At 71.5% G+C, this 25,858-nt stretch carries 18 protein-coding genes and 1 pseudogene; 5 read left to right on the top strand and 14 right to left on the bottom strand.

The features are described 5' to 3' along the window. Window positions 1-35: 35 nt before the first annotated feature. The 9 genes and pseudogenes from AB0H12_RS41155 to AB0H12_RS41115 all read right to left on the bottom strand — a co-directional run. Window positions 36-230: pseudogene (locus AB0H12_RS41155) on the bottom strand (peptidase inhibitor family I36 protein); the annotation flags it as partial. Next, the gene (locus tag AB0H12_RS41150; protein WP_499630928.1) at window positions 227-1,564 is read right to left on the bottom strand and encodes an LLM class flavin-dependent oxidoreductase; all 1,338 of its coding nucleotides are present in this window, start codon (window positions 1,562-1,564) and stop codon (window positions 227-229) included. The pseudogene AB0H12_RS41155 and the gene AB0H12_RS41150, both read right to left, overlap by 4 nt. After that, the gene (locus AB0H12_RS41145; RefSeq protein WP_499630897.1) at window positions 1,561-2,736 is read right to left on the bottom strand and encodes an ROK family protein; all 1,176 of its coding nucleotides are present in this window, start codon (window positions 2,734-2,736) and stop codon (window positions 1,561-1,563) included. The genes AB0H12_RS41150 and AB0H12_RS41145 overlap by 4 nt, the downstream gene beginning before the upstream one ends. Next, window positions 2,733-3,086, bottom strand: coding sequence for a 4Fe-4S dicluster domain-containing protein (locus tag AB0H12_RS41140; RefSeq protein WP_499630895.1), 354 nt, complete (start codon window positions 3,084-3,086; stop codon window positions 2,733-2,735). The genes AB0H12_RS41145 and AB0H12_RS41140 overlap by 4 nt, the downstream gene beginning before the upstream one ends. Next, on the bottom strand, window positions 3,083-4,654 hold the full coding sequence (locus tag AB0H12_RS41135) for an FAD-binding protein (protein ID WP_499630892.1): 1,572 nt from the start codon (window positions 4,652-4,654) through the stop codon (window positions 3,083-3,085). The genes AB0H12_RS41140 and AB0H12_RS41135 overlap by 4 nt, the downstream gene beginning before the upstream one ends. Before the next feature lie 28 nt (window positions 4,655-4,682). After that, window positions 4,683-5,540 (bottom strand): ABC transporter permease, encoded by an 858-nt coding sequence (locus tag AB0H12_RS41130; protein ID WP_499630889.1) that lies wholly within the window; start codon window positions 5,538-5,540, stop codon window positions 4,683-4,685. After that, a complete protein-coding gene (locus tag AB0H12_RS41125; protein WP_499630886.1) occupies window positions 5,537-6,358 on the bottom strand; it encodes an ABC transporter ATP-binding protein in 822 nt (273 codons plus the stop codon). The genes AB0H12_RS41130 and AB0H12_RS41125 overlap by 4 nt, the downstream gene beginning before the upstream one ends. Continuing rightward, window positions 6,355-7,362, bottom strand: a complete 1,008-nt coding sequence (locus AB0H12_RS41120) for an ABC transporter substrate-binding protein (RefSeq protein ID WP_499630883.1) — start codon at window positions 7,360-7,362, stop codon at window positions 6,355-6,357. The genes AB0H12_RS41125 and AB0H12_RS41120 overlap by 4 nt, the downstream gene beginning before the upstream one ends. Window positions 7,363-7,440: 78 nt before the next feature. After that, window positions 7,441-7,773: a putative leader peptide gene (locus tag AB0H12_RS41115; RefSeq protein ID WP_499630880.1), complete on the bottom strand. Its 333-nt coding sequence runs from the start codon at window positions 7,771-7,773 to the stop codon at window positions 7,441-7,443. Window positions 7,774-7,778: 5 nt separating this feature from the next. Here AB0H12_RS41115 and AB0H12_RS41110 point away from each other — a divergent pair, with 5 nt between their 5' ends. Then, window positions 7,779-8,696, top strand: coding sequence for a TauD/TfdA dioxygenase family protein (locus tag AB0H12_RS41110; RefSeq protein ID WP_499630877.1), 918 nt, complete (start codon window positions 7,779-7,781; stop codon window positions 8,694-8,696). A gap of 548 nt (window positions 8,697-9,244) precedes the next feature. Here AB0H12_RS41110 and AB0H12_RS41105 read toward each other — a convergent pair. The 4 genes from AB0H12_RS41105 to AB0H12_RS41090 all read right to left on the bottom strand — a co-directional run bounded on the left by AB0H12_RS41105 (window position 9,245) and on the right by AB0H12_RS41090 (window position 14,522). Further along, a complete protein-coding gene (locus AB0H12_RS41105) occupies window positions 9,245-11,485 on the bottom strand; it encodes an ATP-binding protein (protein WP_499630875.1) in 2,241 nt (746 codons plus the stop codon). A 267-nt stretch (window positions 11,486-11,752) separates the two neighbouring features. Further along, complete coding sequence (locus AB0H12_RS41100; protein ID WP_499630872.1) at window positions 11,753-12,517, bottom strand: hypothetical protein; 765 nt, start codon at window positions 12,515-12,517, stop codon at window positions 11,753-11,755. A 657-nt stretch (window positions 12,518-13,174) separates the two neighbouring features. After that, window positions 13,175-14,140 (bottom strand): alpha/beta hydrolase, encoded by a 966-nt coding sequence (locus tag AB0H12_RS41095; protein ID WP_499630869.1) that lies wholly within the window; start codon window positions 14,138-14,140, stop codon window positions 13,175-13,177. A 52-nt stretch (window positions 14,141-14,192) separates the two neighbouring features. Then, window positions 14,193-14,522 carry a putative quinol monooxygenase gene (locus tag AB0H12_RS41090; protein WP_499630866.1) on the bottom strand — a complete coding sequence of 110 codons (330 nt, stop codon included), beginning with the start codon at window positions 14,520-14,522 and terminating at the stop codon, window positions 14,193-14,195. Between the two features lie 137 nt (window positions 14,523-14,659). On the opposite strand from AB0H12_RS41090, the gene AB0H12_RS41085 reads away from it, so the two are divergent. The 4 genes from AB0H12_RS41085 to AB0H12_RS41070 all read left to right on the top strand — a co-directional run bounded on the left by AB0H12_RS41085 (window position 14,660) and on the right by AB0H12_RS41070 (window position 22,243). Beyond that, window positions 14,660-15,565: an AraC family transcriptional regulator gene (locus AB0H12_RS41085; protein WP_499630864.1), complete on the top strand. Its 906-nt coding sequence runs from the start codon at window positions 14,660-14,662 to the stop codon at window positions 15,563-15,565. Between the two features lie 158 nt (window positions 15,566-15,723). Beyond that, a complete protein-coding gene (locus AB0H12_RS41080) occupies window positions 15,724-16,473 on the top strand; it encodes an SDR family oxidoreductase (protein WP_499630862.1) in 750 nt (249 codons plus the stop codon). Between the two features lie 380 nt (window positions 16,474-16,853). Beyond that, window positions 16,854-19,688 carry a tetratricopeptide repeat protein gene (locus tag AB0H12_RS41075; RefSeq protein WP_499630859.1) on the top strand — a complete coding sequence of 945 codons (2,835 nt, stop codon included), beginning with the start codon at window positions 16,854-16,856 and terminating at the stop codon, window positions 19,686-19,688. A 62-nt stretch (window positions 19,689-19,750) separates the two neighbouring features. Then, on the top strand, window positions 19,751-22,243 hold the full coding sequence (locus AB0H12_RS41070; protein ID WP_499630856.1) for a tetratricopeptide repeat protein: 2,493 nt from the start codon (window positions 19,751-19,753) through the stop codon (window positions 22,241-22,243). 348 nt (window positions 22,244-22,591) lie between these two features. Here AB0H12_RS41070 and AB0H12_RS41065 read toward each other — a convergent pair whose 3' ends face one another. Beyond that, window positions 22,592-25,573, bottom strand: coding sequence for a TIR domain-containing protein (locus AB0H12_RS41065; protein ID WP_499630853.1), 2,982 nt, complete (start codon window positions 25,571-25,573; stop codon window positions 22,592-22,594). Window positions 25,574-25,858: the final 285 nt, after the last annotated feature.

Here is a 25,858-nt window from a genome sequence, read left to right as displayed (position 1 = left end):
GAGCAGCTCCCGACCGGCCACCTCGCTCCGGAGTGGTTGATGTCCAGGTAGGCGCACCGGATCACGCCGGTGCGGTTCCAGGCCGACGAGCCCCGGTCGTCGAGGCTGAAGTCGCGCAGGTCGGGGGACCGGCTCTGGAAGCGCGCCGTCCTGCCCTGTCCGTCGGCGCGCTCACGCGGGTGTCGTCCTCCAGCGGGGCCGGAGGCGACGTCGGGCCGAACGCCGTTCAGCTCAGCGCGGCTGCGGCGTACCGACCGGCCGGGCGCGGTAGGCCGTAGTGCTCGCGCAGCGTGCGGCCGGTGTACTCGGTGCGGAACAGCCCGCGGGCCCGCAGCAGCGGCACGACGTGGTCCACGAAGTCCTCCAGTCCCGACGGCAGCAGGGGCGCCATCACGTTGAAGCCGTCCGCCGCGCCCGTGGTGAACCACAGCTCGATGTGGTCGGCGATCTGCTCGGGCGTGCCGGCGACGACCTGGTGCCCGCGTCCGCCGCCGAGGCGGCCGAGGAGTCGGCGCAACGTGAGCCGCTCCCGCCGTGCCAGGTCGCGCACCAGCTCGAACCGGCTCTTCGCGCCGTTGACGCGGCTGACCGGAGGGAACTCCGGCAGCCGCTCGTCCAGCGGGTGGTCGGTCAGGTCCAGGCCGATCAGCTCGCCGAGCTGCCGGACCGCCCGCACCGGGATGATCAACCTGTCGAGCTCGTCGGCCAGTCCCCGCGCCTCGGCCTCGGTGCCGCCGAGCACCGGGACGATCCCGGGCAGCACCTTGACGCCGTCGGCGTCACGTCCCCGGGCCCTGGCGCGGCGCTTGAGGTCGGCGTAGAACGCGGTCGCGTCGCCGTGCGTCTGGTGGGCGGTGAACACCGCCTCCGCCCACGCCGACGCGAACGCCCGGCCGTCCTCGCTCGACCCGGCCTGCACCAGCAGCGGGTGCCCCTGCGGGCTGCGCACCGCGTTCAGCGGCCCGCGCACGGAGAAGAACCGGCCCTTGTGGTTGATCTCGTGCACCTTGGCGTCCTCGGCGAACACACCGGATTCCCGGTCCACGACCAGCGCGTCGTCCTCCCACGAGTCCCACAGCGCGGTGACCACGTCGAGGAACTCGTCGGCCCGCCGGTAGCGCTCGGCGTGCTCGGCGTTGACCTCGCGGTTGAAGTTCTGCGCCGACCGGTCGCCCGCCGTGGTCACGATGTTCCACCCGGCCCGCCCACCGCTGATGTGGTCGAGCGAGGAGAACAGCCGCGCCAGGTTGTACGGTTCGCTGAACCCGGTCGACGCGGTCGCGATCAGCCCGATGCGGTCGGTGGCCTGCGAGATCGCGGTCAGCAGCGTGATCGGCTCGAACCGGTTGGCGGCGGTGTGCCGCACGTCGCCCCAGATCTGCACGCCGTCGGCGAGGAACACCGAGTCGAACGTCCCGCGCTCGGCGGTCCGCGCCAGGTGCTGGAAGTGCGCCACGTCGTCGAGGGCGCGCGGGTCGGTGCGGGGGTGCCGCCAGGCGGCTTCGTGGTGGCCGACGCCCATGAGGAACGCGTTGAGGTGGAGCTCGCGTGCGGACAACTTCAGACTCCCAATCGGATCGGGTTGCGGAGGTCGAGCGGGTCGGCGTAGATCGCGTCGAGCTGGACGGCGCCGGCCGCCACGCCGAGGACGTCCAGGCCGAAGCTGCTCGGCAGCACGGCCGAGGGCGATGGGCACGCCCGCGAAGTCGCGGCCACCTCGGCGCGCAACGCGTCCGCGCACTCGGGCAGCCGGGTGACGCCCAGCTCGGTGACCACGACGACGTCGGGGTTCACGATGTCGAACAGCAGCGCCGCGGCGCGGGCGACGATCCTGGCGCGCTCGACCAGCAGTGCGGTGGCCGCGGCGTTCCGGGCCGCGGCGGCGTCACCCAGATCGGTGATCGACGGCCGGGGAATCACGCCCGCCCGGTAGGCGCGCCACGCCCACGCGCGGTCGGACACGGTGGCTTCCAGGCACCCGGTTCGGCCGCACGGGCACTCGATCGCCGGGTCGCCCAGCGCCAGGTGCGCGACACCGCCCGCCGCCGACCGCGCGCCGCGGTGCGTGCCGCCGCCGGTGATGATCGCCGCGTCCACCACGTTGCCGACGAACAGGTGCACCAGCGACTCGTGGTGACCTGCGGCGCCGAACAGCTGCTCGGCCCTGGCCAACGCCCGCGCGTGGCTGTCCACCAGCACCGGCAGCCCGGTGCGCGCCGCGAGCAGGTCGCGCACCGGCACGTCCCGCCAGCCCAGCGAGGCGTGCTCGACCAGCACACCGGCCTCGGTGTCGACCCACCCGCCGGCGGCCACACCCAGGCCGAGCGGCACCTGTCCCGGCAGGTGCTCGGCGTGCATCCGCACCAAGCGGTCGGCGGCGGTCTCCAGCACCTCCTCGTGGTCGTCGGGGTCGCGGTGCGGCACCCGCAGCCTGGCCCTGACACGGCCGCGCAGGTCCAGCAACGCCAGCGTGCAGAACTCGTGGGCGATGTGGATCCCCGCCACCAGGTGGCGACCGGTCTCCACGTCCACCGGCGTGTGCGGGCGGCCCACACCCCCGTACGGCAGGGAGCCCGCCACCTCGGTGAGCAGGCCGAGGCCGGCCAGCGCCGCGCAGTTGCGCGTCACCGCCGCCGGGCTCAGGCCGGTCAGCCGGGCGATCGTGGTGCGCGCGACCGGTCCGTGCCGCAGCACGGCGCCCAACAACGCCGACGCCGCCGTGCCGCGAGGGTTCACGAGATCAGCGGCGGGCCGGTCGGGGACAGCGCGGGGCCCACCGCCCGTGCCGCACCCGGGGTGCGCCCGTGACCCCACCCGATGTCACGGCGGTAGCTGCCCAGCAGCCCCGTCCGCCGCAGGTGCTCCTCGTCGTGGGCGAACGACTCCGCCGGCAACGGGTGGGTGTGCGGCGCCACGAACAACGCGTCGGTCGGGCAGTTCGCCTCGCACTGGAAGCAGGTCTGGCAGTCCTGCTGCCTGCTGATCACCGGGACGCCGTCCGCGCCCCGGTCGAACACGTTGGTGGGGCACACCGCGACGCACTTGTCGCAGGTGACGCACTGCGCGGCCGACACCAGCTCGATCACGCCGCCACCTCCTGCGGACGGGCCCACACCTCGTCCAAGCCACCCGAGGTGATCCGGAAGTGCTGGGCGGGGTCCAGTTCGGGGAAGTCGAGCCGCTTGGCCATGCCCCGGCTCTCGCTGCGCACCAGCGCCGAGCCGTACATCCACCGGGCGTGCGCGGCCATCGCTGCGGCCTGGCGCGCCCGCACCGCGTCCGGGCCTTCGGCGCGCAGACCGGAGCGCAGCGCCGACCACGTGGCGTCGAGCTGCCCCAACGCGGTGCGCAGCACGTCACCGTGCCGCAGGTAGTTCTTGTCGTACGGCAGCACCTCGGCCTGCACGGCGCTCACCACGTCGGCGGACGACACCGACGACGTCGTGCCGGTCGGGCGCAGCCCCGCACCACCGGCGGCGCGGACGCGGCGTCCCGAAGCGGACGTGCCGAGTGCACGGGCGAACCGTGCCGCCGCTCGCCCCGACCACGACCCGGACGAGATCGCCCACGCCGCGTTGTGGCTGCCGCCGCCGGTGAACCCGCCGCAGATCAGCTCCCGGGTCGCCGCGTCACCGGCCGCGTACAGGCCCGGCACGGTGGTCGCGCACCCGTCGTCCACGATCCGGATGCCGCCGGTGCCGCGCACCGTGCCCTCGGCCAGCAGGGTCACCGCGAACGGCTGGGTGAACGGATCGATGCCCAACCGGTCGAAGGTCAGGAAGAAGTTCGGCTGCGCCAGCCGCATCGCCCGGCGGGCGGTCTCGTCGGCGCGGTCCAGCTTGCAGAACACCTTCTCCGAGGCCAGCAGCGTCCGCGCGATCACCGAACGGCCGCGCTGGCTGCCCGCGCCGTCGAGCACCGAGCCGTCCGCCTGGTAGAACGTCGCGTAGTTGTAGAACGCGGTCTTGGTGACCGATGTGTGCTCGGGCGCGATGCCGTAGGCGTTGGAGAACTCCATGCCGGACAGCTCGGCGCCGACCTCGGCGGCGAACAGCGCGCCGTCACCGGTGTTGACGTTGCACCCCAACGCCTTGCTGAGGAACGCGCAGCCGCCCGTCGCCAGCACCACCGCGCCGGCCCGCACCCGGAACGCCCGGTCGGCCTGCCGCTGGTAGCCCGCCGCACCCGCCACCGCGCCGTCGTCCGTGGTGAGCAGCTCGGTGACGGGGCTGTGGTCGAGGACCCGGACCCCGGCCCGGCGCACGCGGATGCGCTGCCGCCGCATGTACTCCGGCCCTTGGAGGCCGTTGCGCAGCGGCTGCCCGTCCGGGCCGACCGGGAACGGGTAGCGCGCCACCTCGGCCAGCTCGTTGATCCGGTCGTAGGTCTCGTCCAGGACCCGGGCCATCCAGCGGCGGTCGGCCAGGTACCCGCCCAGCGCCTCCCGGCTCGCCATGGCCCGCTCTCGCGCTCCGGGCTCCGGCGGCACGTACCACACGCCGGTGCCGCCGGACGCCGTCGCGCCGCTGGTGCCGCAATACCCCTTGTCTGCCAGCACCACCGCGGCGCCCTCCTCGGCCGCCTTGAGCGCGGCCCACGTCGCGGCGGGCCCACCGCCGACGACCAGCACGTCCGCGTCGAGTTCGAGCGTCATGCGAAGCTCCTTTCCGTACTCCAGGGGATCAGGAACCGACGGGAACACGCCAGGACGTGAACCGGCGCTCCAGCGCTACCAGCAACTGGTTGAACACCACGCCGATGGCCGAGATCGTGATGATGCCCGCGTACATCCGGGGGATGGCGAAGTTGAACTGCGAGGCGTTGATCAGGTAGCCGAGCCCGGCCTTGGCGCCCACCATCTCAGCGGCCACCAGCACCAGGATCGACACCGCGCCGGCCAACCGGATGCCGGTGAACACCGTGGGCACCGCGGCGGGCAGGATCACCTTCTGGAAGAGCCGGAACCCGGAGAGGTCCACCGACCGGGCCAGCCGCAGCAGGGTCGGGTCGACACCGCGCACCGCGCTGATCGTGTTGAGCAGGATCGGCCAGGTGCACGCGTAGAACACGATGGCGATCTTCGACGTCTCGCCGATGCCGAGCAGCAGCACGAACACGGGCAGCAAGGCCAGCGCCGCCGTGTTGCGGAAGACCTCCAGCAGCGGCCCGAGCAGCGACGCCACCGACTTGTACCAGCCGATCAACAGGCCCAGCGGCACGGCCACCGCCACCGCGAGGCCGAACCCGGACAGCGACCGGGCCAGGCTCGCCCCGGTGTTGTCCAGCAGTTGCCCGTCCGCGGCCAGGCGCCACCACGCGTCGAGCACGGTGGAGAACGGCGGCAGGAACGTGTCGTCGACCAGGCCCAGCCGGGGCGCGGTCTCCCACACCGCGAGCAGCAGCGCGATCGCCACGACCTTGCCGGCCGACGTCACCAGGGCGTCGACCACCCGGCGCGGGATCGACGGCCCGCTCACCCCGTCCCGGCCGGCCGGCCCCTCCTCGTCCGCGGACGGTCGTGACTCCAGCAGCGCGGTCATACCGCCGCCACCTCCTTCTCCTGTTGCTGTGCGCGGAAGACCTCGTCGTGCAGCAGCTCCCAGATCCGGTGCCGGTAGCGCGTGAACCCGGTGCTGGAGCGCAGGTCGGCCTGGTCGGTGCGGTCACCGAGCTCGATCGGGACCACCTCCTTGACCCGGCCGGGCCGCGAGGTCAGCACCGCGACCCGCTGGCCCAGGTAGACCGCCTCGTCGATGGAGTGCGTGATGAACACGACCGTCTTGCCGGTGCGCCGCCAGATGCGCAGCAGCTCGTCCTGCAGGGACTCGCGGGTCTGCGCGTCCAGGGCCGCGAACGGCTCGTCCATCAGCAGCACGGTCGGGTCGTAGGCCAGGCTGCGGGCGATCGCGACGCGCTGCCGCATACCGCCCGAGAGCTGGTGCGGGTGCCGGTCCTCGAAACCCCCCAGCCCCACCAGGTCCAGGAACTCGCGAGCTCGTCCGGACCGCTCCCGGCGTGGCACACCGGCCGCCTCCAGCCCGAACTCGACGTTGCCCTGCGCGGTGCGCCAGGGCAGCAGCGCGTACTGCTGGAACACCACGCCCCGGTCCAGGCCGGGCCCGGTGATCGGGGCGCCCTCCAGCAGCACCTGGCCCTCGCTCGGCTCGGTCAGCCCACCGAGCAGGTCCAGCAACGTGGACTTGCCGCAGCCGCTCGGCCCGACCAGGACCAGGAACTCGCCGCGCTCCACGTCCAGGTCGACACCCCGCACGGCGGTGAACTCGGTGCGCCGCCGGGTCGCGCGGTCGCGGACCACGAACCGCTTGCTCACGTCGCGGAAGCTGATGTGGGTGCTCATGCCGCCAACCCGTTGAACTCGTTGGTGTAGAGGTCGGCGAGCGCGACCTGGTCCTTGGTGATCTCGCCGCGATCGGCGAGCCAGTCGACCCAGAGCGTCAGCTCCTTGTCCACGATCCGGCCGCCCCTCTCGGCGACACCGGTGGACTTCCAGTACCGCAGCGCGGCCGGGTCCTCGTTGCGCCCGCGCTTGGTGAGGATGTCGACCTTGCGCGCCACCACCTCGTCGCGCGGCGTCGTGCGGCTCCACTCGATGGCCTTCGCGACGCCGCTGACGAAGGTCCGCACGGTGTTCGGGTTGTCCCTCAGGAACTTCTCGGTGAACACGTACGTGCCCGCGGTGAACGCGCCCAGTAGGTCGAAGTCGGAGAACAGCTTGCGCAGACCGCCCTTCTCCAACGCCTTGTCGCGCAGGATGCCGCCCAGCACGCCGACCTCGATCTGGTCCTGCCGCACGGACTGCTCGATGTTGACCGGCGGCACCGCGATCGGCTCCACCTTCTTGATCTCGTCGGGCGACAGGCCGTTGCGCTTGAGGTAGATGCCGAGCATGGCCTCGTGGTGCGCGCCCAGGGTGTTCATCCCGACCTTCTTGCCGATCAGGTCGCGTGCGGAGGAGATCGGGCTGTCCTCCAGCACGTAGAAGCCGCTGAAGGCCGCCTCGTCGGAGCCGTAGTAGCCGATCACCGACTTGATCGGGGCGCCGGCGGCCTTGAGCTTGACCACCGCGCCGTTGAACGCGCCGCCGAAGTCGACCTGGCCGGTGGCGGCGGACTGGATGTCCTGCGGGCCGCTGGTGGTGTTGCCGACCCACTCCAGCGTCACGTCGCCGAGGTGACCGAGGTCGGCGGCGAGTTCGGGCAGGGTCACGTCACCCGCCCAGCCCTGGTAGCGCAGCGTCTTGGTCTCGACGCCGCCACCGGCGCCCGCGGTGGAGCAGCCGACCGCGGCCGCCGTCAGGCCGAGGAGGGTGAGGCCGAGGAAGTTCCGTCGCGTGCTGATCACGGCGAATCCTTTGTCGGAGAAAACGGGCAGGCCGAATCACCGGGCATCGGCGCCCGTGGGGTGGAAAAGGAAGGGGGGTCAGCGACCGGCGCGACAGAGGGCACCGGCTTGCCGTCGGAGATCGACGTGCCGGCGAGAGGTGAGGTTGACGGCTTGGCTCACGTGCCAGAGCCTCACACCGAGGTCAGGTGGGGTCAACGGGCTCGGCGACCGTCCCACATCATGGATGTCGGCCGTCCGCCGAGCTGGACATCGGCCACTTTCTTGCGCAGCGCAAGGAAGTGCCGAGCCGGTCGCCGACGTCAACCGCGTCCGCGTGCTGGGACGACTTAATTCACCACCGTGCAATGTTGTGCCCGCTCCGCCCGGCTGTCCATCGTGAAGTGCGAACGCATTCCCACGAGAGGACATCGACGATGACCGCACAGCTTTCCGACACGATCACCGTCCACCAGCTCGGCGCGGGCATCGGCGCGCGGGTCGACGGCGTCCGGCTGGGCGGCGACCTGTCCGAGGGCGACGTCGCGACCGTCCGGGACGCGCTGCTGGCGAACAAGGTGGTGTTCTTCCGCGGCCAGGAGCACTTGGACGACGCCGGCCAGCTCGCCTTCGCCCGGCTGCTCGGCGAGCCGACGCTGGCCCACCCGACCGTCAAGGGCCGCGAGCACACCAACGTGCTGCCGATCGACTCCGACTACGGCAAGGCCAACAGCTGGCACACCGACGTCACGTTCGTCGACCGCGTGCCCGCGATCAGCATCCTGCGCGCGGTCGAGCTGCCACCGTACGGTGGCAACACGGTGTGGGCCAACACCGCGCGCGCCTACGAGGAGCTGCCGCCGGCGCTGAAGGCGTTGGCGGACCGGCTGTGGGCGGTGCACAGCAACGTCTACGACTACGCCGGGCACGTGGACTCGACCCGCATCGGCGGGGTGGACGTGAAGGAGGAGTCCTACCGCGAGGAGTTCCAGTCCCAGCGCTACGAGACCGAGCACCCCGTGGTGCGCGTGCACCCGGAGACCGGCGAGCGGGCACTGCTGCTCGGCCACTTCGTCAAGCGGGTCGTGGGTCTGACGAGCGCCGAGTCGCACACCGTCTACCGCCTGTTCCAGGACCGGGTGACCCGGCTGGAGAACACCGTGCGCTGGCAGTGGGCCGACGGCGACGTGGCGATCTGGGACAACCGCGCCACCCAGCACTACGGCGTCGCCGACTACGACGACGCACGTCGTCGCCTGCACCGCGTCACCATCGCAGGCGACGTCCCCGTCAGCGTGGACGGCGGCACGAGCACCACGGTCGTCGGCGACGCAGCCCACTTCTCCGCGCTCTGACCCGGCCGTCCCCCGTGGTGGGGGGAGATGCGTCACCGTGGAGAAGCAGTTCCGACCACCTGGGTCACCCGGTGGTCGTCCGCACGTCCGCACGTCCGCACGTCCGCGCGGAGGTCGTCGGGGACGACCACCGCGACCGCGACGCCCCACCGGCGTGCGGGTGCGGATCGCGACGGCGCACCGGTGCGGTGGTCGGGTCGTTGTGCGCTGGACCTGGACGGGCAGCGGGCGGCCGACCGGGATGCCCACCACCTGGGTGGCGACCCGACCGACCGGGTCGGCCAGGCGGACGGTGACGCGGACCGGGTCCGAGACGGCTGGTCGACGGAACCGCAGCGCCGGCGGCGTGGTCCCGCCCGCGGGCGCGCCGCGGACGAACAGCGGCACCGGGCCGGCGGGCGGAGCGTGCACGTCCCCTTCCACCGCGGTGTGCAAAGTGGACTCCACCCGCGCGGCAGGCGTCGTCGCGGAGTAGTCGGCAACGGCCCGGTCGCGGGCTCTTGGCACGTCGGCCCGCATTACCAGCGACAGCCGCGTTCCCGACAGCTTCAGGATGACGATGCCCTTCTGCGCATTGGTCGGTTCCTGCTACCGGGGTCCGTCGTTTGCTCGGGTTCGGTGACGGCGTGCAGCAGGCGTTGGATGCGTGCGGCCTCGTTCGCACGGTGTTGGTTCCGGTAGAGGCGAAGTGCCTGATCCCAGGCGTGCCGGGCTTGGTCGCGGTTGCCGAGGGAGGCGTGGGTCTGACCGAGGTAGTCGAGGGTGCCGGCTTCGTAGTAGGTGTGGCCGATGGTGCGGCACAGGACGAGGGCTTGTTGGTAGTAGTCCAAGGCGTCGTCGAGGTGACCCGTGAGGTGGGCGAGGTAGCCGAGGCTGTCCAACGTATCGGCCTCGGCCTCGCGGTGGTTGTGCCGGCGGCACAGCGCCAGCGCCGCTTCGCAGTAAGCACGGGCTTCGTCGTAGTGGCCCAGCCGGGTCGAGTACCGGCCCATCATGTTCAGCGTGATGGCCTCCCCGATGGGTTGGTCGAGGGCTCGATAGAGGCGCAAGGCGCCGGCGGCGTGCTCGAAGGCTCGTTGGTCTTTCCCCTGCCGTTCCGATGCCCGCGCGAGGGCCCGTTGGGCGTGTGCTTGAGATCGCACGTCGGCGGCGTCCTGGGCCATCCGCAGAGCGAGGGAGAGGTGGCCGAGTGCGTCGGCGTGCCGGCCCACGCGGGAGCATGCCTCACCGAGGAGCACTCGTATCAGGAGAAGGACTGCCGGATCGTCCTGGTGCTGTGCGGCAGCCAGCCCGACCTGCCACGCGGCGACGTCGTCGTGCGCGTGCCCCCGTTGGAAGTGGAAGCTCGTCAGCGTCCAGGCCAGTTGCCAGGCCGCCTTGTGCCGGCCTTGGGCGGCCGCCAGTTGTTGGACGGCCAGCACACACGGGTGCTCGGTTTCGAACCAAGCCAGTGCTGCCGCGCGGTTGGACGGGGAGCGCGGAAGGCAGTCGGGGTGAGGAGGGGCGACGTCAATCGGAGGACGGTGTGGGTTGAGGAGTTGTTCGGCGGCATGGGCGGTGTGCAGGTAGAAGTCGATCAGCCTTCGCAGCGCCGTCTCCAGGTCGTCGGGGGACTGGTCGCGGGTGGCGTGGGCCCTGGCGGACAGGCGGATCAGGTCGTGCAGCCGGTAGCGCCCGGGCACTGGTTGGGTCACCAGGTGCGAGGTCTCCAACTCCCGCAACAGCCCTCGTGTTCTGGCCGGCGGCAGTCCGATCAGCGAGGCGGTGGCGTGCAGGCTGATGTCGGGTCCCGGCGCCAGGCCCAGCAGTCCGAACACGGTGGCCGCGTCGACCGGCAGAGCTTCGTAGGACCAGGAGAACACCGCCCGTAGGTCCAGCGAGATCTCGCCTGCTTCCAGACCGTCCAGTCGGGTCGCGCTGTCACGCAGCTCCTCGGCCAGCACCGCCAAGGGGAAGTGGGGGTGCATGGTGGCACGGGCCGCGACGATGCCCAGCGCCAGTGGCAGCCCTGCGCAACACCGCATCAACTCGGCCACCGCGTCCGGCTCGGCCGCCACCCGATCGGCACCGAGGCAGTCGACCAGCAACTGGTGGGCTTCGGCCTCGGGAAGCATGGCCAAGTCCAGTGACCACGCACCGTGTGCGGTGCTCAAGCCGGCCAGGTGACGGCGGCTTGTCACCAGCACGGTGCACGTGGAGCTCCCCGGGAGCAGCGAGACGACCTGGGCGGTGTCGCGGGCGTTGTCCAGCACGATCAACATCCGCCGGCCCGCGACCAGACTGCGGTACAACCCGACCTGGGCGTTCAGGTCGACCGGGATTCCGGCTGGGTCGACACCGAGCGCGTCCAGGAAGCCTCGCACGGCCTCGGCAGGCCGCATCGGCTCCGCAGAAGGGGTGAATCCGCGTAGATCCACGAACAGCTGTCCGTCAGGAAACCGGTCGGCATGCTGATGGGCCCAGTGCAAGGCCAACCAGGTCTTCCCGATGCCTCCGACGCCACCGAGTGCCGATATCACCATCGTCGCACCAGTCTCGACCGCGTCGTCCAGGGCGGCGGTGAGCAGGTTCAACTCCTCAACCCGGCCGGTGAACCGTCTCGGCGCGGCTGGGAGCTGTCGAGGAACCGGGGTGGCGTGGAGCGGAGCGTGCAGGTGGACGTCACCGACGACGGTGCCGGTTTGCAGCACATGGCCGCCGACATCTCCGGTGATCGCGTTGTGGACCGTCGACTGCGCGGGTTGCGGATCGTGGTTGCCGGGCGAGTGGTCCATTGCGATCTTCCTCATCTCGGCCAGGTCGTATAGCACACGGTAGTAAGGCGATCACTCCTTGCACAGAGGGAGGGCGGGTGGCGGCGGTCGAGGCAGTGGCCGGGACCGGGCAGCACGAGCGTGCCTCGGACACCTGGCCGAGCCCGACGTCGGGCGGACCCTGCGCGAACAGCCCGATGCCGTTGGCCGATCAGCAGGTGCCGCTGGAGCCCTGGTGCCTGTCCGACACCGACTCGCGGCCTCCGCACCCCGGCTGTCGTGGTCGACAGGGGCCGTGAGGCGTCATCGGCGGTCGACGACCAGGGCTTCCACCACCGGGACGATGCGCAGCGTGTCGTTGGCGGGCACCGCAGTCTGACGGGTCTCACCGCCCACGACCCAGTCCACCACCAGGGAGAAGCGGCAGTCGCACGTCTTCGCGCGGAAGTTGACCGCGAAGTGCTCCGGCTCGCCCTTCCTCACCTGGTACGGGAAGTCGGGCGCCGGTGGCGCAGGGGCGCCTTCCACACGTGGTGCGAGTTCGGCCGGCAGGTGGACCACCTCGGGGTCGGGCGCGTCCAGGTCCACCTCCAAGCCGCGTGCCTCGACGCGGGACGGCAAGCAGCCGACCGTGACGAACTCGCCGGAGGTCGGCGCGGGCAGGCGATCGTGCACCTCGACGCGCACACCCGTGATGACGACCTCCTGCTCGCTCTCGTTCTGCGCGGTCATGGACAGCACGACGCCGGGGCTGTGACCCTGGACGCCACCGTCCCGGACGTACTGGTAGTAGCACTTGCCGCCCATTCGCCACGAAACCGTCAGCGATGCCGGCGGGGCCTGGGGCGTCGACGGCTGTTCTTGCTGCCACAGCAGCATGCCGGCCAGCACCACGACGACGCCGACGATCGCTCCGACCACTGTCGCCCTTCCGGCGGCGTGGACGCGCACGCCGCCGACGATGGTGCCCGCCTGGACCACCGGTCCACCGGCGTGCCCGCTGAGCTCGTTGTGGCCGCCGGCCGTGCCGCCGCCGTCAGCCGGATCGGGTGCCGGATCGTCGGACATGCGGACGATTTTGCCGAGCCGCTGTGAGCGCGGAGGACGGCAGGACCGCACGTCGCCCGATCGGGGTAAGGCACGTGGTCAGGTGGTTCGAGCGCTTTGAGGACGGCGAACGCTGCTGATCGTCGGGCGCGAGGCGGTACGCGATGCGCGGTCCACCCGCTCCGGACTGGTCAGCGGGTGGGCCGGTGTGGCGCTTGCGCTGCACCGCACCACCGCGGACGATCGGCTGTTCGCACGCGGTATGCGGCTGCTGGGCGGGGAACTCGCCTACGCCGTGCCCCTGCCGGGCGGCGGCGTGGGCTCCCGCGTCGCCCGCGACGACCGGCGCGTCCACCCCGCGGAGTCCCCACGCCCGTCGACGTCGACCTCACCGCCACCGAGGTGCTGTCGCGGTGCCCGGACGCGTGCACGGCCCGGTTCACGGTGTGTTCCCAGGGCCGGCAGGCCTTGTGACGACACTGGCCGACGTCGGCAGGCGGCTCGCCGGCCCGGCCTCGTGGACGCCGCGCTGACCAGCGCCCGCGGCCTGTTCCGGTACGCGGTGCCGCGCGGAAGCGGAGCGGGCCGGCTGGGCGAGCCGGGTCAGCGGATCTCCACCGACCTGTGGTCGGGCGGAGCCGGCCTCCTGAATCCACTGACCGCCACGTCCCGTCGGGGTCAGGTGCCTTCCTGGTTCGTGGTCAGGAGGCGGGCGAGCCAGTCGGTGCGGGTTCGGCGGGCAGTGGTCGAGATGCGTGCTTGCGGGTAGAGGGCGTCGAAGCCGTGGAAGCCGCCTGACCAGACGTGGAGTTCGGCTTGGCCGCCGGCGGTCCAGATGCGGGTGGCGTAGTCGGTGGCCTCGTCGCGGAAGACCTCCGCGGAGCCGGTGTCGACGTAGGTGGGCGGGAGGCCCGAGAGGTCGTCGGCAAGTGCGGGTGAGACGTAAGCGGGCACCTCGTCGCCGCTGAGGTCACCGAGGAGGGCGCGCCAGCCGAACGCGTTCATCTCGCCGGTCCACACGCCGGGCACGCCGGAGTACTGGCGGCTGGAGGTGCTGGTGTTGCGGTGGTCGAGCATGGGGCAGATCAACACCTGCGCGGCGATCGCCGCGGTGCCGAGGTCGCGTGCCAGCAAGGTGAGGCCGGCGGCCAGGCCGCCACCCGCGCTGGCGCCGGCGACGATGATCCGGGCGGGGTCGACGCCGAGTTCGGCGGCGTGCTCGGCGACCCAGAGCAGTCCCTGGTGGCAGTCGCCGACGGGGGTGGTGCCGGTGGCCTCCGGTGCGAGCCGGTACTCCGCGGAGACGACGACCGCGCCGAACTCGTCGAGCCACTCCAGCGGGATGTCGATCTGCGAGAAGCGGTCGCCCATGACCATTCCGCCACCGTGCATCCAGTACACGCAGGGGGCGTCGGGGGCGCGGTGCGCGGGGCTGAAGATCGACAGGTGGATCGGGGTGCCGTCCTCGGCCGGCACGGTGGTCTCGCGCCGGTCGACCTGCCGGTGGGCGAGGAGCGGTTCGAGGGGTGTCGAGGGGGCCTGGCGCAGGTGCGCCAGGACTTCCCGGTCGAGCCGGGGCACCAGGGGCATGCCGGTCAGCAGTTCGCGCAGCTCGGGGTCCAGGGCGGGGCGGGCGGTCGTCATGTCGTCGCCTTTCGTGGCTGTTGCCGGAGGGGTGGACGGGAAGCGGGCCGCATCACCGGGGTAGGAAGGCGGCCTTGCCGCGGACCGGGACCTGGTCGGCGTACTCGGGCTCCCCGGCAAGCAGTCCGCCGATCCGGGCCACGATCGCCTGGGCGGTCTCGCCGGCGAAGACCCGGTGGTGGTCCTCCTCGCTGGTCCAGCCCTCGATGACGTGGACGACGTCGGGATCGGACGCGGAGCGGGAGACCAGGTAGACGACGCAGTGCTCGCTCGCGCCGGGGCTCCCCTCGTCCAAGCCGGTCAGCAGGAGGTCGACCAGCTGGTCACCCAGGCCGGGTGCGGCGGTCAGGGTGGCGCTGAAGCCGTAGGTGGCGATCATCATCTTCCTCTCGAGCGGGGGAGTGGTGTGCCACCATTCAACCCCGCCTGATCTGCGTAAACGTAGAATTATCCTCTCCATGACTTGCACGATCCTCCCGACTTCGGAAGCTGTGAGCTGGAGGGTGCTGCAATGGGCTCATGTGCCTCGAAGAGCTCCGCGCCCTGCTGGCCCGCCACGCCGGACCCGACTGGACCACCGCCATCGACGGCGTCCTCATCTCGAAGGTCGACCGGCCCGACCCGCCGGCGCCCTCGATGTCCGGCACGGTCCTCGCGGTCATCGCCCAGGGCGCGAAACGCCTCGCCCTGGGCGACCGGATCTACGAGTACGGCCCCGGGCAGTACCTGGTCGCCTCCGTGGACCTGCCCGTCACCGGGCAGTTCACCCGCGCGGACCCCGAGGAGCCGGCGCTCGGCTTCGGCCTCGTGCTGGAACCCTCCGCCGTCGCCGAACTGCTGCTGCAGGCCGGCCCCGGGGACCTCCCGCGCGCCGGTGAGGGCATCCCGTCGGGGATCGCCGTCAGCGACGCTTCCGCCGAGCTGATCGACGCGGTGGTGCGGATGCTGCGCCTGCTCGACGAGCCCTGCGACCGGGCCGTGCTGGCGCCGCTGGTCAAACGCGAGATCCTGTGGCGCCTGATCACCGGCGAGCAGGGGGCGACGGTTCGCCAGCTCGGGCTGGCCGACAGCGGCCTCAGCCACATCTCACGGGCCGTGCGCTGGATCCGCCAGCACTACGCGCAGCCCTTCCGGGTCGAGGACGTGGCGCGCATGTCCGGTATGAGCACCTCCGCGTTCTACCGCAACTTCCAGGCGGTGACCGCGATGAGCCCCATCCAGTTCCAGAAGCAGATCCGGTTGCAGGAGGCCCGGCTGTTGCTCGCCACCCACCCGGGCGATGTCACGGCGGTCGGCCGGCGGGTCGGCTACGACAACCCGTCGCAGTTCAGCCGGGAGTACCGCCGCCGGTTCGGCGAGCCCCCGAGCCGGGACGCGGCCCGCCTGCGGGAGGTCGGGCGCACTCCGGCGGGCGTGCCGGCCTGATCGAGGCGGAACCGGAACCAGTGGAGGATCGTGCAAGACGAAGGGACGATAGTTCTATCGTTTCAGCAGGTCAGGCCGGTTGAATGGGATCACTGCTTCTTCTTCGGCGAAGAAGGAGTCGGACTTGCCGAATCCCACCAGATCGCACGGAGCACCCCATGAAGACGGTCTTGATCACCGGCACCTCCTCCGGCTACGGGCGGGAGACCGCCCTCCACTTCCATGCGCGGGGGTGGAACGTCATCGCGACGATGCGCACCCCGCGTCCGGACGTCCTGCCCCGGTCGGACCGGCTCCGCGTCGTCGGGCTCGACGTGACCGAGCCCCGGAGCATCGCCGCCGCGTTCGACGCGGTGGGGCCCGTTGACGTCCTGGTCAACAACGCGGGCATCCCGTCGATCAGCGTGTTCGAGGGCACCCCCATGTCCCGCGTGCGGGAGGTGTTCGAGACCAACACGTTCGGCGTGATGGCGATGACCCAGGCGGTGCTGCCCCAGTTCCGCGAGCGCGGCTCCGGCGTGGTGGTCAACGTGACTTCCAGCGTGGTGCTGGGCCACATGCCGCTTTCCGCCGTCTACAAGGCGAGCAAGATGGCCGTCGAGGGGTTCACCGCGTCGCTCGCGCTCGAACTCGCGCCCTTCGGAGTGCGGGCGAAGGCGGTCGAGCCGGGCGCCTGCCTGACGACGAACTTCGCCGCCAGGGCGACGAACGGCGCCTCGCTGGACGAACTGGTCCCGGCGCCCTACGAGCCGTGGGCGAAGAAGGCCATGGCCGCCTTCACGAGCCAGGACATGTTCACTCAGGAGAGCGATGTCGCCGAGGCGGTGTGGCTGGCCGCGCACGACACGACCGGCCAACTGCGGTTCCCGGCCGGTCCCGACGCCCTCTGGCTCGCCCAGGCGAAGTGATCGTCCAGCGAGCGAGGTGACGCGGGAACGACCGATCACGGGGCGGCCGGACCCCGCCACCCCCCGCCTCCACCGCCGTCCCAGTCGAGGCCGTGCCGGTTCCGGAACGACCCCACTCCGGGCAACATTCCGCCCGGAGTGGCACCGCAGAGAAACTGTCTCGACCGCCGGCGGGCGAGCCGTCCGATCGAGGGTTCCGCTGCTTGGGCGCCCGACCCACGCGGTACGGCGTTTTCAGCCGTTGTAGACCGTGATCTATCCGCTGATGAACGTCGTGCGGGTCGGTCCTCGCCGACCGTGAAGGTCACTGTCTCGTACCGCTGAGCCACAAGCCGCATTCGTGCGGACGGGTTGCGCCCTGATCGAGATCGAATGCGCGCATGGACGTGAGCGTGGCCGATGCGCCCCACTTGTCGCAGATCGCCGTGGCGATCAACTCGGTGGTGGTGCAGGCAGGCGGCGACGTGACCGTGCAGGCTCCCGTCCCCGACATGGCAGCTGTGCCGCCAAGGGCGGACGTGTCTCACGTGCCCGTGGTGACCGGCGCTCTCGTCGGCCGGGTCGACGAGTTGGAGCTCCTGGACGCGGCGGTGTTCGGGGCGGAACGGGCGGTGGTCGGGGTTCACGGTCTGGGCGGGGTGGGCAAGAGCACGCTGGTCGCCCGGTACGTCCAGGACAACCTCGGTCGGTTCCCCTTCGTGTGGTGGATGACGGCGGACTCGCCCGCCGCGATCGAGGTCGGGCTCGCGGAGCTGGCCTGCGTGTTGGCGCCCGAGGTCCACCACCTGCCCCTGGTGCAGCGGACGGAGCTGGGGCTGCGATGGCTGGCGACCCACCCGGACTGGCTGCTCGTGCTCGACAACCTCTCCGGTCCGCGTGACCTGGTGGACCTGTTGGCGAAGGTGCGGACGGGAAGGGTGATCGCCACGAGCAGGCGCGCCGGCGGGTGGTCCGTGCTGACCGGGGGAGTCGACGTGGAGGTGCTGGGCACGAGGGCCGCCACCGACCTGCTGACCAGGACCGCGCGGGCCGGTGGACCGGACGCGGACCTGACCGGCGCCGAGCGGCTGTGCGAGGAGCTCGGCCGGCTGCCACTGGCGATCGAGCAGGCCGGGGCCTACATCGCCCAGACCCGCATCACACCCGACGCTTACCTCGGTCTGCTCGCCCGCTCACCGGCGCGCATGTTCACCAGGACCGGCGAGGACGGCGACCCGCGGCGCACGATGGCGCGGGTCTGGCACATCACGCTCGACCAGCTCGCCGACACACCGCTGGCCGGTGCGCTGTTGCGGCAGTTGGCCTGGTACGCGCCGGACGCCATCCCCGAAGGGCTGTGCGCCCTCGCGGGGGAGGAACCGGACGTGCTGGAGGCGTTGGGCCGCCTGGGCGCGTACAGCATGATCACCCGCCGCGACCACACCATCGGGGTCCACCGCCTCGTCCAGGCCGTGACCCGCACACCCGACTCGGCCGACCCGCACCGTCGCCCTGACGACATCGCCGCCGCCCGCGATGCCGCCACCGGCGCACTCGCCGCGGCGGTCCTCAACCGGTCACCCGACGCACCGGCAGACCACCCGGTGTTCGAGGCCGTACGACCCCACGCCCAGGTCTTGCTCGACCACACGACACCCGATACCGACAGCGGTGCCACGGTGCTGGTGCTCAACCAGCTGGGCCTCTACCTCCGGGACCAGGGCAAGGCCGCCACCGCGGTCGACCAGCTCGCCAGGGCCGCGCGGAGCAGCGAACGACTCCACGGCGCCACCCGGCCCACCATGATCGCCCGCAACAACCTGGCGACCGCGTACGTCTCCGCGGGCAGGTTCGACGAGGCGATCTCGTTGCACGAGCAGACCTTGAAGGACAGGGAAGAGGTGCTCGGGCCCGATCACCCCGACACGCTGGGCAGCCGCAGCAACCTCGCCATGACCTACCAGTTCGCCGGGGACACTCGACGTGCGATCCCGCTGCACGAGCAGACGCTCACCGACCGCGAACGAATCCTGGGCCTGGATCACCCGGACACTCTGCTGGTGCGGGGAAACCTGGCCAGTGCGTACCACGAACTGGGTGACCTCGGACGGGCGATCCCGTTGTTCGAGGCGGTCGCCGCCGACCACGAGCGGGTGTCGGGCCCGGATCACCGGAACACCTTGGACGCGCGCAACAACCTGGCCAGCGCCTACGACGCCGCCGGCGACACCGCCCGCGCAATCCCCCTCTACGCGGCGACCCTCGCCGGGCTGGAGGGACTGCTGGGCGCCGAACACCCGGACTCCCTGCGGCTGCGGAACAACCTGGCCCTGGCACACGAGACGGTCGGCGACTTCGACCGCGCGATCCGGCTGTTGGCGAGCGTGCTGGAGGATCGCGTCCGGGTACTGGGGGCGGACCACTACGACACGCTCATGGCGCGCAACAACCTCGCGAAGGCCTACGGGAACGCCGATGACGTCGACCAGGCGATCCGACTCTACGAAGCCGCGTTGGTCGACTTCGAGCGGGTCCTCGGGCCGGACAGCCCGGACACGTTGATCGTGCGCGGCAACCTCGCCAACGCGTACCGGAACGCGGGCGACTTCGACCGCGCGGTCGCACTCAACGAGACGACCCTCGCCGACCGCGTGCGCCGACTCGGTCCCGACCACCCGGACACGCTGATGTCCCGCAACAACCTGGGCAGCGCCTACCAGGACTCGGGCGACGTCGACCACGCGCGGCAGATCTACGAGGGGGCGCTGGACGACTTCGTGCGCGTGTTGGGCCCCGACCACCCGGACACGCTCACGTTGCGGAACAACCTGGCGAGCGCCCACTGGTTCACCGGAGCTCGCGACCAGGCGTGGGCGCAGTTCGACGCCGTCTTCGCAGCGCGGGAACGACTGCTGGGCCCCGACCACCCGGACACGCTGATGTCGAAGCACAACCTCGCCAGGGCTCACGAGTGGCGGGGAGACCTCGACCGGGCGCTCTCGCTGTTCGAAGCGACGTTCGCCGCGCAGGAACGCGTTCTCGGCCCCGACCACAGCGCCACGCTGAGGACCCGATTCCGCTTGGCCGGAGCACTGGAATCCGCTGGTGACCTGGAACGGGCCCGGTCGCTGTACGAAGCCGTGCTGCGCGATTGCCGGCGCGCGCTCGGCCAGGACCACGCTCTCACCACCCTGGTCCAGGCGAGCCTGGCCACCGCACGCGGACTCTTGAGTTGACCGGGCCGCACGGGAACCACTTCGAGGGAGACAACTCCGGGTTCCTCATCCAAGCCCACGACGTGGACGGCGGGATCCACGTCCACCCTCCGCGCCTCGGGCCGGTCGCCGTGGTCAGGGCAGTCGCACGGACGGGTACCGGGTTCGTCGGGCGGGACGATGAGATCGCCCACCTGCTCACCAGCCTCGCCCCTGGTGGAGTGTCGACTCCCATCGTCGTCACCGCGGTGGCCGGCATGGGTGGCGTGGGGAAGACCGCCCTGGCGATGCACGTCGCGGCGACCGCGCACCAGTGGGACCGGTTCTCCGGCGGCGCGTTCGTGGTCGACCTTCAGGGATACCGCCCTGACGGAGGAGTGAGGCCGGAGGCGGTGTTCGGGCCGCTGCTGCGCCACCTGGGTGTGCCGTCGGACGAACTGCCGGTGGACCCGGGCGAGCAGGCAGCTGTCTACGACCAGGTCATGCGTGACTTGGACCGGCGTGGCAAGTCCGTGCTCCTCGTGCTGGACAACGCCTCCAGCGCGGAGCAGTTGCGCGGGTTGCTGCCCACCGGCGTCCACCGCGCGATCGTGACGACTCGCGACACACTCGACCTGCCTGGCGCACGACACCTCGAACTCGACGTCATGTCCGAGACCGACGCGATCGCGTTGCTGGCCGAGGTCGTGGCCGAGCACAGTCCTGGAGACACTCGGACCACTGCCTCCGACGGCGCCGCACGGCTGGTGCGGGTGTGCGGACGACTGCCGCTGGCAGTGCGGATCGCGGCCGGCCTCCTGTCGGACGAACCAGGTCTCACCTGTGATCACTTGGCCGACCAACTGCACCAGGCCACGATCGAGGCGTTCGCCCGCGGTGAAACGACCGTGGCCGCGGTGTTCGCCTTGTCCGTGGACCGGATGCGCGTCCGCGCACCGCAAGCGGTGCACCTGCTCTACCTGCTGGCCATCAGCCCCGGCCTGGACATCGGAACCGAGGCAGCCGCCGCCCTGGAGGACGCCTCGACGGCGCAGGTGCTCGTGCGGCTGCGGACACTGCGCCAGGCCCACCTGCTCGGCCACGCCGACGGCCGGTGGCGCCTGCACGACCTCATCCGCCGATATGCCACGACGGTGGACGTTGTGCCGGACGACCCGACGGCCGCACTCCTGCGCCTCGGCAAGTACTACGTCGACCACGCGTTCGCTGCGGCGACTCGACTGGGGCCCGTCGAACGTCGCCGAGGCGATGGCCCGTTCGCTGACGACGCTGAGGCGACGGCGTGGCTGGATGTGGAACACGGCAACCTCGTCGCCACCGTGACCATGCACGCCGACTACGGTTTTCATGCGCTGACCTACGGCATGGCCGGCGTCATCCTGCACCAGCTCGGGATCGGTCACCAGGTTCCCAGGCGCGTTGCGGTCGCCGATCGGGTCGCGGTCGCCCGCCTTGCCCGCGGGGCGGCGGACCACCTGGATGACCCACTGCTGATCCCTCACGCGTGCTTGAACCTGGGCGAGGCACTGCGCGATGCGCGGCGGTTCGACGAGGCAGAGGCTGTGTACCGGGAGGCGGTCGACCGGTACCGCCGCGCAGGTGTCCGTGACAACGAGGCCGAGGCTTGGCATGGTCTGGGCAAGAACCTGTACGAGGCACGCCGGTTCACCGAGGCCGAGAACGCCTATCAACGGGCTCTCAAACTGTACGACAAGCGTGGCCGACGGCTGTTCGCCAAGCGCGACCCGGAAGCGAGGGCACTGAGCGACTCACAGCTGGCCAACGTGTTGTACAGCCTCGGCTCCGTACAACACGACTTGCAGCAGACGGACAGGGCGATCGCCACCTTGCGACGGTCGATCACGCTCTACCGGGAGCTCGGAAGCAGACAGGCCGAGGGCGGCAGTTGGAGCGCGCTCGGGTTGGCACTGTGCGACCTGGGCCAGTTCGACGAGGCGCTGGCCGCCCACGAACAGGCCCGGATCCTGCTCGACGGTGCTCCCGACCGTGAACGCGAGGCCGCGGCCTGGAACAACCTGGGATCGGCCTTGCAGACGGCCGGGCGCCCCGCTGACGCGGTCATCGCCCACCAACGGGCCGCCGACCTGTACCGCGACACCGGGAATCCGGTGCGCAAGGCCATGGCGTGGGACAACCTGGGGCTTGCGCTCCAGGGCGTCGGCCGGTACGCCGAGGCCATCACCGTGCACCGAGTAGCCCGCGACCTCTTCGCGGAAGGCGACGACGAGTTCCGACAAGCGATGGCCTGCACCCACCTGGGCTCCGCCTTCGATGACGCCGGTTTGGCGGACGATGCCGTCGATTCCTACCAGGACGCGGCGACCCTCTACCGCCGCAGCGGCGACAGGGCCAAGGAAGGGGAGACGCTGGTCGGGCTCGCGTACGCGTTGCGGAACGCGGGTGATGCCAAGAAGGCCGACGAGTGCTTGGAGGTCGCGTTGACAGACTTCGCCGACAGCTTGGACCAGAGGGCTTGGGCCTTTGCCGTGTACCTCCGGGACTTCGCACCCGGGCGTCCACGCGCAGCCGAACGAGAGAAGTACCAGCGTCCTTGACGGCCGGGCCGTGCCGGGAACGGCTGACAGGGATCTCGGCCACGCCGATCCGGCCTGCTTGCGCGGGTTGCGGACGCGGTGGCGGGCGTAGTCGTAGTCCAGACTGTGCGGGTGCAGCATGGGGCGGCCAGGGTGAGGACGGTGGCGACCGTCTTGCCCGCGATCCGTCCGGGTACGGCGGCGGAGCTGCCGAAGGCGTTGGACGCCTTCTCGCGCAAGGCGGTCGGGAGGTCGATCGACAGTCGCCAGGACGCCGCTCCGGCGACCAACGCGGCCGGGCTCGTGGTCGACAGCTCGCTGGTCGTACCGCCGGCGTCGGAAGTCCTTGTACACCAGCGCGTTCTCCGGCTACCGCGGTGGGCACACCTCCAGGAACGCCACTCCGGGCAGGTGGCGCGCCCATTCGTCGGCGGTGAGGGTGCGTCGAGCGGTGGCGCATAGTGCCGCGGGGACGTCCTTGGCGGTGCGGACCTCCCAGAACCGGGTGGCCGCGTCCTCGCCGGCGCTGGCCAGGGTCGTGCCGTCCGGGCTGAACGCCACCGCGCGGACGGGCTGCCGGTGTCGGACGTGCGGTCCGTTGACCTGCTTGCGCGCCGCCACGTTCCACAGCCGGACCGAGTTGTCCCCGCCGCCGCTGGCCAGCGTCCGGCCGTCCGGGTGGAACGCCAGGGAGTACACCGCGCCGGAGTGCCCCACCATCGGATCGCCGGCCGCCCGCCGGCCGGCGACGTCCCACACCCGGATCGCGCCGTCGTCGCCGGCGCTGGCCAGGGTCGTGCCGTCCGGGCTGAACGTCAGGGCCCCGACCGGGCCGGTGTGGCCCTTGAGCACGTCACCGACCGGGCTTCTCGTGCCGGTGTCCCAGAGCCGGACCTCGCCCTGGCGGTTGCCCGTGGCGAGGAGCAACCCGTCGGGGCTGAACGCCACCGCGTACGTGGTGTGCCCGGTGTCGACGGCGCCGAGCCGCGTGCGGTCCTTGGGGTCCCAGAACGTGACCTGAGTCCGGCTGTCGTCCTCGTCGACCTTGCCCGTTGCCAACCGGCCCTCTCCTGCTGTGACGAGCAGGTGGCCGTCCGGGCTGAACGCCGCGGCGCGGACCAGCGACAGGTCGGCGGCCAGCGGCTCCGCGCGCGGGACGCGGTTGGCGTGGTCCCACAGCACGGTGCCGGCGAGCCCATCGCCCATGCCGCCGGCGGCCACGGTGGCACCGTCGGGGCTGAACGCCACCGCCAGCACCGGTGTGCGGTCGGGGGTCGGCAGGTCGGTCAGGGCCCGCCGTTGAGCCACGTCCCAGAGCATGAGCGTGCGGGGCGGCCCGGGCGGTGGCAGTCGCGTGCCGAGCGGGTAGTAGAACTGCACCGCCTGGCCGCCGCCGATCACGACGAACCGACCGCGGTCGACGTAGCACACCCCCCAGCCGCTGTGGCCGCACGCTTCCATGCTCCCGTGGTCGCCTGCGGTCTCGCCGTTGTCGCCGCCGGTCACCAGGGTCTTGCCGTCCGGGCTGAACGCGAGCGCGTACAGCATGCCGGAGTGCTCGATCGCCGGGTGGCCGAGTTGGAGGAGCTCGGCCACGTTCCACAGCCGCGTCGTGCCGTCCCGGGCGCCGCTGGCGAGCGTCCGGCCGTCCGGGCTGAACGCCACCGACGTGACGGCGCGGGTGTGACCGTTCAGCGGCTCGCCGAGCGGGTTGCGGCTGCGGACGTCCCAGAGGCGAACGGTGCCGTCCTCGCTGCCGGCCGCGAACACGCGCCCGTCGGCGCTGAAGGCGAACGACTGCGCCAGGGACGTGCGGTCGGGTCTGGTGTGTCCGGTCAGGGACGCGCCGATCGGCCGGCGGGTCGCGGTGTCCCAGAACCGGATCGTGCCGTCCGCGCCTCCGGTGGCGAAGAGGGCCCCGTCCGGACTGAAGACGATCACAGGGCCGACCAGGCTCGCCTTGTCGCCGGGGTGGGCGGGTAGTGGTTCCCCGAGCGCGGTGCCGGTCGCGGTGTCCCAGGACCGCACCGCGCCGTCCGAGCCGAGCGCCGCGAACGAGCCACCGCTGGGGTGGAAGGCGACCGACGGCCGCACCGAGTTGCGCTGGTAGGGGTCGATCTGCGGCACTCCGACGGTGTGGACCGCCTTCTCGCTCGCGATGTCCCACACCGTCACCTCGTGGCCGGGATCACCGAGCACGAGTCGCGTGCCGTCCGGGCTGAACGCCGCACTGACCGAGCCGTTCGACCACGGTGAGGTCGTGTCGTCCTGACGGGGCTCGGCCAGCAGCGCACCGGTTCCGAGGTCCCACAACCGCGCGGACGGTCCGGGGCCCGCCGTGAGCAACGTCCTGCCGTCCGGACTCACCTGCACGACCTGCGTGGCGCCCTCGTCGTCGGTGGCGGTCCCGCCGACCTGCCGCAGTGTGGAGGTGTCCCACACCCGGACGTGTTCGCCGCCGGTCACCAGGCGCTTGCCGTCCGGGCTGAACGCGACAGCCTCGACGGGTCCGCCGGCAGCGACCCTCCCCACACCGGGACGTGCGGCCGCCTGCACCATCGCCGCTTCCGCCTCCGGGGTCCCGGCTACCCGCCACGCGGCCAGTGCGAGCAGCCGCGACAGCTCCGGATCGCTGTCCTCCATCAGCTCGCTCTTCGCCGCCACGGCCCGCGACAACGCCTGTCGTCCCTGCTCGATCGCCTCCTGCTGCTGGAGGATGGTCCGTGCGCCCAGCCCGAGCACAGCCACGAGCAGCACCGTCAGCGCAGCTGCGACCCCGCGGCGCACCCACGTCGCGACCCGGTGACGCCGCACGTCCTCGCTGTCCAACTCCTCCTTGGCCTTGCCGTGCACCGCGGCCGCCAACGTCGCGACGTCGACCCGGAACCGGCTGTGCCGCAATGACAACTCCGGTTCGTCCCGGGCCCAGGAGAGGTCGACCCACAGCGGCTCGGCGGAGAACCACCCCCGCAACGCCTCCGGCAACGCCGTGGTCCGGTCCCAGTCGAAGTCCCCGGCGGAGTCGTCCCACACGATCTCCCCGCCGGTCAGCGCGATGAGGAATGTGCCCTGCTCGCGCTCCGCACGCCAGTACTCGACCTCACGCCCCACCCACGGTGACCTCGCGGCCTCGGGCGAGGCCAGCAGGATGAAGAACCGGGACTCGCGCAGCGCCTTGTCGATGGTGTCCCACAGGTCCGGGTTGGCGGCGAGGCTCTCCTGGTCCCGGAAGACCCGCAGGGCCCATACCTGGTTCCACCGCCGCGCCAACCGGTGCAGCCCTCGACGCAGGAACGGAGCGATCCGCTGGTCCGCCGCGTGGCTGTAGGACATGAACGCGTCGTAACGCATGCCGGATCATCCCCCCGCTTTCGCGCCCTTGGCCCACGCTAGCGAGCGCACTCGTCCTGCGGATCCCCTCTTCGGGTATGCCTGTGGCGCAGCGGGGATGACATCTCCGACAAGCGGAAACCGGAAACGGCGACCTGTTTTCCGCAGAAGGGCGGACGCCTCACCTGAACTCCCACCGGTGGTTCGGAGGCTTCCGGGCGTGGCCCGACAGGGCCGGGACGTCCGCGGCACCACCGAAGAACCGGCGGGCCGTACCGGTGGCCGTCACCGGCACACGCGTGGCGT

Source organism: Actinosynnema sp. NPDC023794 (assembly GCF_040639675.1).
Lineage (GTDB): Bacteria > Actinomycetota > Actinomycetes > Mycobacteriales > Pseudonocardiaceae > Actinosynnema > Actinosynnema luteola.
This window is presented reverse-complemented; position numbering and strand designations above follow the sequence as displayed.

Bases quoted from the DNA above. Each gene is read 5' to 3' on its own strand.
- AB0H12_RS41100 (WP_499630872.1), bottom strand. From the start codon at position 12,517: ATGTCCGACGATCCGGCACCCGATCCGGCTGACGGCGGCGGCACGGCC.
- AB0H12_RS41095 (WP_499630869.1), bottom strand. From the start codon at position 14,140: ATGACGACCGCCCGCCCCGCCCTGGACCCCGAGCTGCGCGAACTGCTG.
- AB0H12_RS41080 (WP_499630862.1), top strand. From the start codon at position 15,724: ATGAAGACGGTCTTGATCACCGGCACCTCCTCCGGCTACGGGCGGGAG.
- AB0H12_RS41125 (WP_499630886.1), bottom strand. From the start codon at position 6,358: ATGAGCACCCACATCAGCTTCCGCGACGTGAGCAAGCGGTTCGTGGTC.
- AB0H12_RS41075 (WP_499630859.1), top strand. From the start codon at position 16,854: ATGGACGTGAGCGTGGCCGATGCGCCCCACTTGTCGCAGATCGCCGTG.
- AB0H12_RS41110 (WP_499630877.1), top strand. From the start codon at position 7,779: ATGACCGCACAGCTTTCCGACACGATCACCGTCCACCAGCTCGGCGCG.
- AB0H12_RS41105 (WP_499630875.1), bottom strand. From the start codon at position 11,485: ATGAGGAAGATCGCAATGGACCACTCGCCCGGCAACCACGATCCGCAA.
- AB0H12_RS41130 (WP_499630889.1), bottom strand. From the start codon at position 5,540: ATGACCGCGCTGCTGGAGTCACGACCGTCCGCGGACGAGGAGGGGCCG.
- AB0H12_RS41065 (WP_499630853.1), bottom strand. From the start codon at position 25,573: ATGCGTTACGACGCGTTCATGTCCTACAGCCACGCGGCGGACCAGCGG.
- AB0H12_RS41115 (WP_499630880.1), bottom strand. From the start codon at position 7,773: ATGTCCTCTCGTGGGAATGCGTTCGCACTTCACGATGGACAGCCGGGC.
- AB0H12_RS41085 (WP_499630864.1), top strand. From the start codon at position 14,660: ATGTGCCTCGAAGAGCTCCGCGCCCTGCTGGCCCGCCACGCCGGACCC.
- AB0H12_RS41135 (WP_499630892.1), bottom strand. From the start codon at position 4,654: ATGACGCTCGAACTCGACGCGGACGTGCTGGTCGTCGGCGGTGGGCCC.
- AB0H12_RS41090 (WP_499630866.1), bottom strand. From the start codon at position 14,522: ATGATGATCGCCACCTACGGCTTCAGCGCCACCCTGACCGCCGCACCC.